Origin of the sequence: Lacticaseibacillus styriensis, assembly GCF_030770295.1 — a bacterium.
In the GTDB taxonomy this organism is placed as follows: domain Bacteria; phylum Bacillota; class Bacilli; order Lactobacillales; family Lactobacillaceae; genus Lacticaseibacillus; species Lacticaseibacillus casei.
Window position 1 is genome coordinate 1994907 of record NZ_CP132483.1, and the last position, 14700, is coordinate 2009606.

Annotated in this window: 11 protein-coding genes; 1 reads left to right on the forward strand and 10 read right to left on the reverse strand. The window is 44.7% G+C overall.

The annotated features are described in order from the left end of the window. Positions 1–32 precede the first annotated feature (32 nt). The 3 genes from LACSTY_RS09520 to LACSTY_RS09530 all read right to left on the reverse strand — a co-directional run bounded on the left by LACSTY_RS09520 (position 33) and on the right by LACSTY_RS09530 (position 5669). Complete coding sequence (locus LACSTY_RS09520) at positions 33–1766, reverse strand: putative glycosyltransferase family protein (protein ID WP_410055327.1); 1734 nt, start codon at positions 1764–1766, stop codon at positions 33–35. A gap of 210 nt (positions 1767–1976) precedes the next feature. Further along, entirely contained in the window at positions 1977–4049 is a 2073-nt protein-coding gene (locus LACSTY_RS09525; RefSeq protein WP_087912466.1) for a GW dipeptide domain-containing protein, read from the reverse strand. A 132-nt stretch (positions 4050–4181) separates the two neighbouring features. Further along, the gene (locus tag LACSTY_RS09530; RefSeq protein ID WP_151466725.1) at positions 4182–5669 is read right to left on the reverse strand and encodes a glycosyltransferase family 39 protein; all 1488 of its coding nucleotides are present in this window, start codon (positions 5667–5669) and stop codon (positions 4182–4184) included. Between the two features lie 250 nt (positions 5670–5919). On the opposite strand from LACSTY_RS09530, the gene LACSTY_RS09535 reads away from it, so the two are divergent. Beyond that, the gene (locus LACSTY_RS09535; protein WP_087912467.1) at positions 5920–6960 is read left to right on the forward strand and encodes an acyltransferase family protein; all 1041 of its coding nucleotides are present in this window, start codon (positions 5920–5922) and stop codon (positions 6958–6960) included. A gap of 69 nt (positions 6961–7029) precedes the next feature. On the opposite strand, the gene LACSTY_RS09540 is transcribed toward LACSTY_RS09535, so the two are convergent. The 7 genes from LACSTY_RS09540 to LACSTY_RS09570 form a co-directional block, all read right to left on the reverse strand. After that, complete coding sequence (locus LACSTY_RS09540; protein ID WP_087912468.1) at positions 7030–8037, reverse strand: glycosyltransferase family 2 protein; 1008 nt, start codon at positions 8035–8037, stop codon at positions 7030–7032. Positions 8038–8111: 74 nt separating this feature from the next. Then, positions 8112–9254, reverse strand: a complete 1143-nt coding sequence (wecB, locus tag LACSTY_RS09545) for a non-hydrolyzing UDP-N-acetylglucosamine 2-epimerase (RefSeq protein ID WP_087912469.1) — start codon at positions 9252–9254, stop codon at positions 8112–8114. Positions 9255–9392: 138 nt separating this feature from the next. Continuing rightward, positions 9393–10274 (reverse strand): hypothetical protein, encoded by an 882-nt coding sequence (locus tag LACSTY_RS09550; RefSeq protein WP_087912470.1) that lies wholly within the window; start codon positions 10272–10274, stop codon positions 9393–9395. 232 nt (positions 10275–10506) lie between these two features. Beyond that, on the reverse strand, positions 10507–11907 hold the full coding sequence (locus tag LACSTY_RS09555; RefSeq protein WP_025012872.1) for a sugar transferase: 1401 nt from the start codon (positions 11905–11907) through the stop codon (positions 10507–10509). A 127-nt stretch (positions 11908–12034) separates the two neighbouring features. Further along, positions 12035–12775 carry a glycosyltransferase family 32 protein gene (locus LACSTY_RS09560; RefSeq protein ID WP_087912471.1) on the reverse strand — a complete coding sequence of 247 codons (741 nt, stop codon included), beginning with the start codon at positions 12773–12775 and terminating at the stop codon, positions 12035–12037. Between the two features lie 21 nt (positions 12776–12796). After that, positions 12797–13552, reverse strand: a complete 756-nt coding sequence (locus tag LACSTY_RS09565; RefSeq protein ID WP_087912472.1) for a glycosyltransferase family 2 protein — start codon at positions 13550–13552, stop codon at positions 12797–12799. Positions 13553–13635: 83 nt separating this feature from the next. Next, positions 13636–14571: an NAD-dependent epimerase/dehydratase family protein gene (locus tag LACSTY_RS09570; RefSeq protein WP_087912473.1), complete on the reverse strand. Its 936-nt coding sequence runs from the start codon at positions 14569–14571 to the stop codon at positions 13636–13638. Between the last annotated feature and the right edge of the window lie 129 nt (positions 14572–14700).

The following is a 14700-nucleotide window of genomic DNA, read 5'->3' on the forward strand; positions in this document are numbered from 1 at the left end:
CATTTGTTAATTAATCACTTTTTGATGTCTGGTTATTTCCTTGTGCAGTGCCCTTTTAGCTTGAACCCGCCATAAACCAAAAGATAACCAACCGTTAACACATTGATAATGGCTGCAACCCAAAATAACTTAGATGGTTCGTACCCCACTGTGACCGTATTCTTGCCTTCACGTGCTGGGATGATCAGCGTACCGATGTCACTACGTTTATATTGGGAAGGATCTAGCCGCTGACCATTTAATCTGACTGTCGAGTGCTTATAGACAATAACCGGCACAAGCGTCTGCTTTTGCCTCTTTGACTGCCAGCTAAGTACGAGTTGATTTTCTTTATTAACTGTTTTCTTAACGTTTAACGGATTATGTAGAATTTGCTTTTTGTAAGAATTGTATGAATAGCTAGTATCCTGGACATTCTTTGGCACAGGTAAATAATCCGAAGTATTCTTGGTAACGGCACTAAAGACATGAGACTCATCATATGCATGGTCAAATATTTCTCGAATCTCTGCTTGCGTTCGCACCGTCGTTTCACCCGCAACTGCCACTTGGTCGCCTTTCCAAGCAACTGCTTTCTCGTTGACCCACGTGTATCCGTTAACTAAATTCAAGCCAGCCACTCCAAGGAAAACAGATGTTATTAACTTTGACTTTTGGAAATCAGCTTTTGGTTCAAATTTCTGAATGGATAAAGTTGCTCCTAAAATCACCATGGTGAACGCAACAACATTAAAACGTTGCGGAAATTGAACTGTCTGAAGTATTTGAAAATGCTCTGCAAGAAAATTCCACGGGAAGAACGCCGAACTCAGCCACAAAAAAAACAGTCCATCAAGGTTAATAAGCCTTTCCACAGTGGTTAACTGTTTCCAACTTAAGCAAGCAAAAACCAGCTGGAAAACGATGATCACTGAAAAAATCAGGCCAAAGTCAAGCCGTGTCATGTTTCCCAACGATAATCTTGAAGCACTACCGAGCAGATCAGCGACTCGGTAAGGCATGACGAGATGTTCACTACGTAAGTCCAAAATAGCCGCCAATGTTGCCGCGTTTAATCCAATGGCAATGGCAACAGCTCCAAATGCATCGAGAATGGTTCGCCAACGATTCTTAGCCAGATACAATCCTGGAATAAAGAAGACGACAGCACTTAGAACGTACAACAATGCTGTAAAGTTTTGGACGGCCATCAAAACCGCAGCAGATAAACCGAACAAAACCGGATTGATTGGTTTGCGGTGATTCACAACCATTCGGATCAATGGAATCGTTGTCAGGGGTAACAGTGCAGCGCCCCATCCTCTAAGGGCTGAATCCGTGACATAAAAGATGACCAAAGGTGTTCCCATATATAAAACAGCCGCCCCAAAGGCCAACTGACGCTTAACCTGACAGTAGCGGGTCAAATAATACATGCCACTACCAGCCGTAAACAGGCAGAGAAAACTGGATATTATCTCTGCCCTGAACCAGGTTTTCACGAAAACTAAAATCAATCCGTGCAGGTAGGCAAACACACTGCCATAAACAGCATTGACGATACGTCCGGATTGGCGAAACGAGTACAACGATTGGAAAAAATTGAATTTACCGGTTTTAATTTGCATGGCGGCTTCATAGAACCGATTCCAGTGAAATTCCCAGTCATCCCCAACTGCCAAAGCATGATAAGTAAGTTGCGGCGCCAAAACAACCAGTGCCATGACAGCAATCCCCAAAAGCCACATCAGATCAGGCTTCCAATCCCGCTTTATTTCTCTCTTCACGTTTTTCTCCTTCTGTTCCTTGTCTATCCCTTATAATTTTTATAATTTTCTCCACAAAATGACCACCTGAATATTTTACACGTTTTTGCCAAGATGCACCATCGTTGCTTCGTCCTATAAATGAAAAAAACCTGCACTCACTAGCTGACGAAGCGGGCTAGCAAATACAAGGCTTTGAGAGATATTTTTGTTCGTTAATAAAGATCGGGACTATTTAACGGTTAAGCCGCCTTTATCAATCCAATAGACATGTCCATCAGTAAACTGAACCTTGACATAGGTTCCGCGATCTGTCTTTTGCTCAACCGAGGCGTGAACCTTCTGGCCATCGTATTGCTTGGCATTATCGTTGCCGACAAGTGTACTGATGCTGGTGTGATATGGTCCATCACTGTAAAGACCATCCACACGGTCCTTTTGATTGATCGTCGCATCGTAATTAACATTATTCGTCGAAAGAATCGGGCTTAATGACGAGAAGCTTGTAAGGGCGAGTTTATCCGTCCAATAAGTCTGACCGTTTGTTAAACGAATCTGTACATAGGTCGAATGCGTTGAACGAGAGGTCGTTGCTTCGGTAAGCACCTGAACCAACTGACCGTTTAACGACTTAGCGTTGTCATTACCAATTGCGGTTGTAGCTGAGGTGTGATAAGGACCGTTTGCATACAACCCGTCGGCACGATGACTTTGATCAACGATAGCAAGATAGTTCACGGATTTTTTGAGAAGAACCTTGTCATACCCTGAATTATCGCCGGTTTGCAAACCACGTTTATCAATCCAGAAGGTCTGCCCATCAGCTAAACGTACCTGGGCATAAGTCGTGCCGCCAGCTCTGCTGGTAGTGGCTTCAGCAATGACCTGAACCTTTTGGCCGTCATACTTAGTTGCATCACTATTACCGCCAGATGTTGCGGCAGAGGTATGGTACGGGCCGGCGGTATAAATACCATCGCCGCGACCTTGTTGCTGAATTGTGGCGGGATAGTCCACTGTCTGTTGCGAAACAATGCTGTCAAACGAAAATTGTGCGGTACCATTCTTATCAATCCAGAAAACTTTGCCATCTTGGGCTTTAACTTGGAGATAAGTGCCACGCGATGTAACAGTTTCAGCTTGAACGTGGACATTCTGATTGTTGTAATTGACACCATTAAAGTTAGAAATAGCAGTGGAAGCACTGGTATGATACGGTGCATCAAAATAAATGCCGTCTTTACGGGTATCCTGATTAACAATGGTGACGTCATAACTCACAGATTTGGTTGACAGAATTGGATCATACGAAGGTGCCGGTGCAGTATCTGTATTCGGCTGTGTGAACAGACCCGTATAATCAACTGAAACATCGACTGATTTAGATGCTCCAGGCAAATACGCTAGTGAAGAATACTGCCATGCACCAAAATCTTGATTCCACATTGAGTTTGCGCTCGGTGTATACGGATAATCCGCAACCCATGTCCGGTTTTTACCGACTGTCGCAATTGCAGCATTCGAGTAAGCGTAATACTTACCGGTATACAACACATGATGCGTATAACCGCGCTGATTAAGTGTCTGCCAGAATGCATTTAAACTCGCCCCGACATCCCCACTTACATCAGAACCTTCGACATCGGCAACAACATTGACCTCTTTGCCGACATTCAATTTATCGAGTGTATTGGCAAAATAATTAGCCTCAGCCACTGCTTCGGCACTTGAACCAAAGTGGCTATAGTGATATGCCGAAACTGTCATGCCAGCGTTACGTGCATATTGAATCTGCGATGACGCAAACGGGTTTTCATAAAAGGTACCTTCTGATGCTTTAACAACGGCACCTCTGACGCCTAACGAATGGAGAGTATTAAAATTGTTTTGATTCATCCATCCTTGGTAGGAAGAGACATCCACAACGTCCGTTCGTGGAACTGATTGATCCCCAATGGTAAAGCTCATCATCGTCTGTGCTTTGGCAGCGAATGTCTGTACATTTGACTGCGGTGCTGCCTGTAATGTTGCTCTGCCAGCTTGTGCGCTAGAGTATGACTGAGCACCTGCCACTGTATTTGCACTAGGTAAAGTGGCGCCTCCAACATTAGAATGTTCGTTCATATCGTGAAACGATACGGTTTGACCCTGACTCGTCTGACTTGTTTGGGCGTTTGCACCTGTGCCTTCATCAGCTGCAGATACCGGTGTTCCTAAAACAAGTTGCGAAAACAGAATTGACGATGCAATTGCCGCAGATGCCCAAAATAACTTATTCTTCATTTTTTTCTCCTTTTTCCCCATAAGTAAACTCCTCCCCAAATTTTTCAAATTTCATAACAGGCTCATTATACATGGAGATCAACCGCATTTAAAGAAACAAAATGATGACAAATTACCATGTCATTTATACGACAGGCGTCTGAGCACCTTGGATCAGCGGGAATCTTTGGACGAATCAAGTGTAAACATTTTTTTCTGCAAGGTTGTGAGCCACCCATAAATTGTCGGTACTGCCAGTAAGAACAGGACATAATACAATTCAAATCGGTACCGTGCCTGAGTTTCCATGAAGATATAGGCAAAGAAGAACATGCCGAAAACGACCGCTGGCAAGAGGTAACTGGTGCGACTCGTTATCCATTTTTCGGTTATAACCCGTTTGAAGGTTCCAAGAACCGTTCCACCATAGACGACCATGCCGGCAAAATTCAATGATGAAATCAAGACCGGGTGCCGATTCATAAATTGCTCATTGCCCCCCAGATAATACTGATTATCGACATTGCCAATAAAGCCGGTAAAACGATTCATGATGTCCTGCAAGTTCACGCCATGTATCAAGACATTTTTCAGTTTTTCCGCAGCTGCCTGTTTATAGAGGGCATAATTAAAATGATATTCTTTCAAATCATAGTAAAGTTGGGTCTTGCGTGCACTGGTCGTATATTTTCCGCTCACGCCTTTTCCTGTCAGTCCAATCAGAAATTTAAAATACGGATTGCCGACCTTAATACCGTACGGAGCCACTCCCGAGAGAATAAATAACTTGTTGGTGATCCAGCCCAGACCCCAACAAGTCACTATAAAAGCCGCGGTTTCAAGCAAACGCTGTCGGCTCTTTTGCTGAATCGTCTGAATCATGAGGGTCACAATAATCGCAGCTGCAACCACGACTGCTGTTGGCCGCAACACCTGAGCAATCGCAATGCAGACTGCAGCGATTAACAAATTCGGCCAAGACCGGCGCTTCAGAATAAAATAAATGGCCAGTGCCTCTAGCAGCAGCCCCTCATGCTGATTATTGATGATGCCTACGCCGATAAACACGTATGGGAAAAACGTGAATACTCCCGCCCCAAAAACGGACCGATGGACATCACAAAATAATCTAAATGTTTTATATAGTACAAGCGTTGTTGCTGTCATAACTAGCATTTCAATTATTTTAAAAAACAGCAGCCGATCACCAAACAACCGCATGATGAGCGATAGATAATAAGCGTAACCAATCTGGAAATTATAATATCTAAAATAGTTATCAGGCTGGGCCGCCTGGCTTTTAAATGTGCCATCGACAATATCCCGAGCACCCTCCAACAAAACTTTATAATCGCTGACTGGAACCGGTCGAAAGACAAAGTTCCAGAAACTAAAAAAAACGAGGGCGAGCACGGTCAATAGCAACAACGCCTGACGATCTGAGAGCTTCAGCAAGCTTAGTTTAAAGAGCAAAAACAAACCGATCAGAACGCCCATACTCCCTAAAACAAAAGCAGGCGTCTCCCAACTAGCTCCTTGGATAACCTGTATTTTAAAAAGGCACAGCAAACAAAAAGCAAAAACCGCAACAAGCAGATATCTTCCCAGCTTATTAATCAGCCTGTCAGCACCTTCTAGTAGCATCATTGTGCGTTGTCTCATTCTCTAGTTATTCCCCTTTTACTTTATTTTTCTTCCCCTCTGACCAGCAAAGTCCGTTACCAATTGTATGTAAAAATCGTTGATAGGACTATAACGCAAGTCGTTTCACGATTAAGCTTTAAAGAACATCCGTCACTGAATGCGGTACCATACAGCCAATTTCAAGTAAAACGGTTTCGAAACAATGAATATCTCATGTTATACTGAATGATGAAATTGTAGCGATTCAGTTAACGGAGGAACGTTTACTTTGGATCTTATTCTATTACCATTCATCGGCTTTTTATTTGCTAGCATACGTCCAAGTCAGAACCTTGAAGAAGGCCACCTGGGAAAAAGTGCCACTAACAACCTAAAAGGCATCAGCATCATCTTTATCATTCTGCATCACATCAATCAAGAGCTCAATGGTGTTAGCGGTACTTTCTTTGCTTCGCGACTAACCATGGCCGGTCGACTCGGCGTTGCCATTTTCTTTTTTGTCTCCGGTTACGGTATTATGCGGCAGTATCAGATCAAGGGGCCATCTTACTTAAAGAACTTCCTACCCCATCGTCTGCTGCCCATTATTTTACTTTATCTACTGGCAATGCTGCTTATCTTCCCGATCAAACACCAGCTGATGGGACTGACTTTTAGCCAAGCTGCCATTTCGATGACCAATGGCGCGCCGTTCGTGAATGACAGTTGGTTTGTTTTAGCAATTATTTTTTTCTACTTTGCATTTTGGCTCGGTATGCAAATCTCGCGTGGTCACTCGCTACCATTATTTGCCATTTTGTTTTTGTTGACCGGTCTTTACACGATTTATATTTGGGATAAAGGTATGGGCGAATGGTTAGTCAACGCAGCCTTTGTCTTTCCGACCGGTGTCCTCTTTGCTTTTTATGAAGACCACTTCATGCCGCTTATCCGCCGTTTCTATTTGCCGATCATGTTAGGGACGCTGACGGCATTTGCGCTTTTTTTCACTCTAGATGAAATGCATAATCAGTTAAGGTTCCGATTCTTTAGCGAAATCTTCTTCGCTTTAGCTGTCATGATGGTCAGCTATCGCGTTGAGTTTTCGAGCAAGCTCTTTTTAATCAGCAGCGCATGGTCGCTAAACCTGTATCTGTATCATCCCTTCATCGCCAGCTGGTTACATACGATTCCCGCGATTGGTGCCCATAGCGTCGTCTACTCAATCATGGTGATCTTATTAAGCTATTTCGTTGCCGGAATCATTGCCTATGTACAAGTTACCATCAAACAACTGAGGTCCAAACGACTGGCATCAAGAACTGCTTGATAAGTAAGCAAGCAGAAACAATTCAGGCCGACTTATGGCCTTTTTATTTTGCTCGTTTTAAAAAACAGTTTATGGTTTCCGCTGCTTTTCAACATCTTTGTCTACTTTTGGCTGCTTAGATGGTTCATCATGCCAAGTCTGATCACTGATAATAAACCGCGGGCGATGCTTGGTTTCCAGATACGTTTTCCCCACGTATTCACCGATCACGCCTAAACTGAGCAGCTGAATGCCGCCCAAAAATGAAACAATGCAAACAATTGAAGCCCAGCCAGCAACAGTAGCACCCTTAATTGCCATGATGACAGCCCAGATCGTACCGATGAAGCCTAAGATACTGACGACGGCACCCAGTTCGGCGATAAATACGATCGGCTTGATTGACAGACTCGTAACGCCATTAATCGCTAAGGCAATCATTTTTGACAGAGGGTAATGGCTCTTACCTGCCAAACGTTCGTGCCTTTCATAATAGACTGACGTACTTTTAAAACCAACAAGGGGGAACATGCCGCGCAGGAAGAGATTTACCTCCTTAAAATCGGCTAAATGTTGCAACACCTTGCTACTGGCCAACCGATAATCAGCATGATTGTAAACAACATCCACTCCCATCACCCGCAAGAACCGATAAAAAGCCTGGGCACTGACGCGTTTAAACCACGAATCGCTTTTGCGGTCTGAGCGAACGCCATAAACAATCTCACAACCGTCTGCGTACGCTGTCAGCATATCTGTCATCGCGTTAAGATCGTCCTGACCATCAGCATCAATAGAAATTGTCACATCAGCGCGATCTTTAGCGACCATCAGTCCGGCTAAAACCGCGTTCTGATGCCCGCGATTGCGACTTTGTTGAATCCCTAAATAATGCGGATCCGTTTGGGCAAATTTTTGAATTAATGGCCAAGTTTGATCTTTTGAGCCATCGTCTACAAACAGAACCCGGCTATTTGCCGCGATCTTTTGCGTTTCGATAAATTCAGAAAGCTTGGCCAGAAATCGTGGTGCCGTGATAGGTAAGACTTTTTCTTCGTTGTAACAAGGAATCACGATCCACAACACCGGAAGTGCCATCTTATATACCCCCTTGACACACGCTCGCCACCACAAGAATCTGTGGTGGCGAGTATGACATGCATGTAACTCATTTACTTGAACGGTGCTGGTCGCGTTTCACGTTTTCCGAATTCATACAAAATCGCATCTAAAATCCGCTGCGACGCATGGCCATCGCCATATGGATTCTTGGCATCTGCCATGCGTTGGTATTCCGCATGATCATCCAGCAACTGCAACATCGCCGTTTTAACCGTCTGCGGATCGGTACCGACCAACTTCAGGGTCCCAGCCTGAACCCCCTCCGGCCGCTCGGTAGTGTCGCGTAACACCAAAACCGGCTTGCCCAACGAAGGGGCTTCTTCCTGCACTCCACCGGAATCGGTCATGATGAAATAGCTGCGCGCGGCTAAGTTATGGAAGTCGACCACGTCCAGCGGTTCAATCAGATGAATCCGTTGGTGATGCCCTAAAATCGAATCAGCTGCTTCCTGAACCACCGGATTTAAATGCACGGGGTAAATGATCTCGATATCCGGATGGCTTTCAACCACATCCCGCATCACTTTGAAGACGCGGCGCATCGGCTCGCCTTGATTCTCCCGGCGATGCATGGTGACTAGAATCATTTTCTTGTTGGGATCAATCAAGTCCAAAACCTCGTGATGATAATCATCCTGGACGGTTTGATCGAGCGCATCAATCGCCGTGTTGCCGGTCACAAAGATCTGCTTGTCAGGATGATGTTCTTGTAACAAATTCGCGCGACTCTGAGCTGTCGGCGCAAAATACAGATCACTCAAAACATCGGTTAACTGGCGATTCATTTCTTCCGGATACGGGCTGTACTTGTTCCACGTGCGCAACCCCGCTTCGACGTGACCGACTTTGGTTTGTTGATAAAAGGCCGAAATACTAGCCGCAAATGTCGTAGTCGTATCGCCATGAACCAACACAATATCCGGCTGTTCCTTAGCAATGATCTGTCCAAGCTTTAACAAAACACTGCTAGTAATATCTGCCAATGTCTGGCGTGATTTCATGATGTTCAAGTCGTAGCTTGGCTGAATATGGAAAATTGTCAACACCTGATCCAACATTTCGCGATGCTGGCCGGTAACCACGGTGACCTCCTCAAACTCATCACTACGCCGTTTAAGTCCCAGAACCACCGGCGCCATTTTAATTGCTTCCGGTCGGGTTCCGAATACCGTCATAACTTTGATCTTTGCCAAGTTGGCACCTCACTCTTTTTCTTAATTAAAAACCGTCGCTAGACTGCGACAAATATTTTTAAACTCAGAAAAAAGTATAACAGATTATCGGGTTGGAATCTAAGCTACCTGAACCATCGGCCCTAACAGCTCCCAATACTAGCGGGTTGCTGTACCTACTTGAATGGTGTGCATAGGTTCGAGTCCAGAAATCATATACAAGGCATTGCCTTCTGTCCACGTAATTTGATTTTGTCGAGTGTTCGCATCCGTCACAGCTAAATCGACCGTCCCGTGTGTATCAGGTACCGGCAAGGCATTTTTGGCAAACCATGCGACTGCCTGCTTAGCAAGCGGCAGCGGATCTTCACCGTTAACAGCAGAGGCTTTAACAGTCACAGTCCAACGACCCTCATTCCAAGTCAGATAAGACGATCCGGCTGCACCTTGACTCGCGGCATAAATACCATCTCCAATGGCGACTTGGCGCAATTCCTGCGTCGATCGTGCTGGGGCCACCTGCGCCTGTGCGTCAGCTGCACTCGCATACGTTTTCTTCTGAATGGCCAACTCGGCATTGATATTCTGCAAAGTTGGATCGTTATATGGTAACGCTGACTGCCCTGGACTGAAGAAAATCGAATAATTCGCTTGATCACCAGTTGCAAAGATATTTAAATGCTGTGAGTTTGCAACCGGGTATGAAGCAGGCCACTTGGCATTTGGAATCTGGTTAAATACAGCTCGTTTCAGTGTTGCCAATCTCTGGTCATTTGACGTTGTACCACTCGAGGCCGCTGTTGCAGCTTTTTGCCCAGTCTGACTGGTAGTTGAAGCAGCAATCTGACTACTCGATTGCGCGGAACTTTGACTTGCGCTAGTCTTCCCATTAGACTTTTTTGCTGATGCTTTTTTGGTCTTATGACTTGTCTGGCTAGTCTTAACCGATTCTTTTTGGCTATTACTGCTTTGATTACTTTGCCCGCAACCCGCAGCAAAGACCAGCAGCAACACCGGTAGTACTAACAGCGTCTTCTTCATTTAAAACGCCTCCCCCTTAATATAACTTAAGTATATGCTTTAATTATAAATAGTTCACTTAATTGACGCACCTACTGGCGGGGAGAGCCAAGTTATTAAGAAAATCGTTAAACATTTAAACGTATGCAAAAATCGGCTCCGGAATAACAAACTTGTCTTTCCGGAACCGATTCATTCGAATATGCTATTAGTTCCACCGCCATTGACCAACTTAAACACCGGATTTAAGCCATTATGACAAGTGCGTGATGTCCTGCTGAACCACCAAGTCATGCAACTTCTGACGTTCCGGTTCCGTGTCTTCCTCAAGTCCCTGCGAGGAAACCTTGTCAAATAAGACCTTAATGGTTTGTAGCAAAATACGGGCATCTAGAAAAATGCTGTAAGTCTTGATATACAGCAGATCAAACTTCAATTTACTGTGGTAGTCGGAAGCGTATTTGCCATAAACCTGCGCGTAACCAGTAATCCCGGCGCGAACATTATGACGCAGATAGTAATGCGGTTCCTGTTGGTTAAACTGATTGACGAAATACGGACGTTCTGGACGCGGCCCAACGATGGACATGTCACCTTTTAAAACATTAAAAATCTGCGGTAATTCATCCAACCGGAACTTGCGTAAATACTTGCCAACCGGTGTAATCCGCGAATCATGCGCTTTAGCCAACACCGGACCAGATTTCGCTTCGGCAGTTGCCGACATCGTGCGAAACTTCAAGATCTTAAACTCTCTTTGATTCAAGGTGATCCGCGTCTGTTTATAAATCACCGGACCTGGTGAAGTTAATTTCACCAATAAGGCCGTGATCAACATAAACGGCGATGCAACGACTAACATTAATAGGGCAACGACAATGTCAAAAATCCGTTTAAGGACGGCGCTTTCGGGCTTAATGCGAAATTGCGTGATGCCCATGACACTTTCATCTTCGAAATTCATTAGATTTGGCCGTAACATCATCAAGTTATCAAACGTTGATGGTAACAAGATGGTCTTTTCTTTTTTAATGATGATATCGATGATTTCCCGCCGTTGTTCATCGGGTAAGCTCTTGGTAAGATAGAAAATATCCACCTTATCAATAATCTTTTTGGCGTTCTCAACAAAGTGATCTGAGATAACGTAGGTTACTTTATGTTTGTTGTTCTTAGCAGAATGGAAGTTCTCCAAAACAGCAGGTAATTCATGTTCATACGAAAGCACGGCCACCTTGTAGTTACTCGTAAAGTGGATGTACATGTAATATATGAAAACGCGCCAAATACCAAGAATCAGAATACTAAGCACAAACGAATATGCAAGCACCAGTCTTGGAAATGCAAAGAACCGCCCCATGAACGTAATCATGGTTAATCCCAATATGGTAATCGTCTGGGCCAATACCGTATTGAAGATAATGTCACTGATTCGCCGATTATAGTAGACGTAGACGCCCAGGAAAAAGTTAACAAACAGAAAGAGCAGCGAAATGTAAATCGCCGAACCTTCGTACATCTTAAAGTTCCATTCGGGAATCTCCGCACCAAATCGCCAGTAAAAGGCGAGTAATATACTTAAATTAAAAAGACCGACATCGCCGATCATCGTCAACAGCCGTTTAAGACCGTTCCATTCGGCACTTTGTTTCATACAGCAACCCTCTCAGTAAATATCTTTGGTTGAAAACAGCTCATTCATTATAGCATATGTTCGGTATTTGTCTGCTGCCACGAACAACTACTGGCAAGGCACTTGCGCCGAAACGAATGTTGCAACATCATCGTTGATAAGGAATGCCATCTCGTTCAGCGCTTTTAATCCCACGCCGCGCAGAAATGTCCGCCCACCAATAAGGAAACAGCACTTTAAAGAGATGCTTTAGCCGACCACGTAAGCCGACATTGGCGCTTCCCCATGAGTTATCGAAGAGATGTTCCATGTAGTTAGCATTTTGATTCCGACTTGCATATGTAAAATAATCACGCGGATAAACGATGATCCCCGATTCCAACTCTTGACGCTGACCATTCATCCTAAAATCAGGATAAAGTCGCATCAGGATTTTTGTCACAACCGGATTACTGGTCATCCTCTGCATATCATCCTGCAACTCAGGAAATTTCCGCCCAGCATAGACATCCAGGATTTCGGCTAACAGCGGCGTTTTGGCTTCGGCGCCGATAAACGATGTCAAAATACTATTATCGTATTGAAAACCCCAGACCATCTTATGATCCAAAAACGGCGCAAGATCCTTCTTGATAATCATATCGGTGTCAAGATAAAATCCGCCATACTGATACAAGACAGCGTACCGCAATTCATCCGCAGCATAGCCAAGTTTGCCCGCTTGGTACATTTTTTCAGAAAATGCATATTTTTTCAAATCGAAGTTTTTGTCATTCCAAAACTTAAATTCCCAGTCCGGCAGCTTCTCTTTCCACTCCTGAACCCGATCCTCGATAAACGATGGCGGTGTGCTGCCAAACCAGGCATAATGAATAATCTTAGGTATCATAGGCTTCCCCCTCTTTAAATGTCAGCGTCTGTCGGTAATACCCATCAGTGAATAATGCAAAAAGTAATATAAGCTTTTAAAGATATTGAGATGCTCATGTTGCCGATAAATCGTCCATGTCCATTGAGCCGCCTGCAATTTGTTCGAACTCAGCGATGTCTGATGCTTCCGATATTGAGCCAAGATCCGGTCAGACGCAAGATAGGCGATCGTGCCGCCACGGGCAATCGAGAGCCAGCAAGCGTAATCTTCATGATTTATTTTAGGAAATGGATACTCTTCGGCAATTGGCCGAGTCAACATGACAGTCAATAGCCCGATCCGATTGCCCTTTAACATTTCGTGGTAATCCAGACGATCTTCAGAAATTTTACGCTCGCCGATTTTAGTGCCATGATCATCTACCACATCGTAGGAGCAATATGAGAAGTCGGCTTGCTGCTGTTGCATGAATGCGACCTGAAGCTCTAATTTATCGGGAAGCCACAAGTCATCGCTGTCCAAAAAGGCAACGTACTGTCCCTCAGCATGTGCCACGCCAACATTGCGGGCATTGGCAACGCCTTGATTATCGTCAAGGTGTACAAATCGGATTCGACTGTCACTAGCGGCCAACTGTTGACCGACTTCAGCCGTCTGATCAGTCGAATCATCATCAATAATAAGCAACTCAAAATCTTTAAAAGTCTGATCTAAAACTGACTGCACGGTCTTCGGAAGATACGTCGCAGCATTGTAAGCTGGCATCACAACGGAAACTACTGGTGTCTTAACCAAAATATCTCTCCTACAAGCATAAATTAAAGCAAACAACACGAAAAATGACCAGCCATCCGTTACGCGATGACCGATCAATCTTACTATTGAACCGACGCCACATACTTCGCCAGCCCTTCAGCAAGCGGCGTATGAGTCATGAAATCAAACTGATCCAGTTTATCCGTCTGTGCGTACGAATCGCGAATGTCGCCCAAGCGTGGTTCCTTGTGCGTGGCGTGGAGCGTTTTGCCGGTGAGCTTTTCGAGTTCCTTAGCCACTTGATTTAAGCTTGTTTGCTTGCCGTTTGCCACGTTGAAGACATCATCGCGCGCGCTTGGCGTCTCTAACAAGCCGCGAATGGCATGCACCACATCGCCGACATAGATGAAATCGCGGGTTTGTTCACCATCCCCGAAGAATGTGAAGGGTTTGTCCGCTTTCAAGGCGTCCATCATAATTGACAGAACACCACTGTACGGCGATTTTGGATTTTGCTTTGGCCCATAAACATTGAAAAAGCGGGTGCAGACCATTGGCATATCGTATAAACGCCCGTAGTTTAAGACCGCGCGTTCGGTTGCAAACTTGTCGACCGCATATTGAGTCAGCGGTTTGACCGCCATGTCCTCTTTCTTTGGCAGTTCAGGCGAATCGCCATAAACAGCGGCTGAACTGGCAAAGAAAAGTTTCTTATAGGCGATCTTTTGTGTCCGCAAGGTTTCAATGATATTTAAATTGGCTTCCTGGTTAACCTGGTGGGTTGCGTATGGCCGTTCAACGGAATCGGCAACACTGGCAATGGCTGCCAACAGCACGATGTAATCGAACTGGCCTTCCATTAGAAGTTGGGACATGAAGGCATGATCGGTGATGCTATGTTCATAGAATGTAATCCGGCTGGAATCAGGAATATTGGTTCGCAAGCCCATCGATAAATCATCGACAATGGTGATCGTATTATCAGAATCCGTTAACAACAGCTCGGTTAAATTGGATCCGATAAAGCCGGCGCCACCGGTCACTAAGTAACTACTCAAGATAATTTCCTCCGTCTTGCTGGTTTTATTTCTCTCCTATGGTATCACAGCCGCGCCTGAACGACCGCAGCTTATACCAAATGTTAGGAAAATGATAAGAACCGTTTCAAATGGCACCCTGCTTGCCAA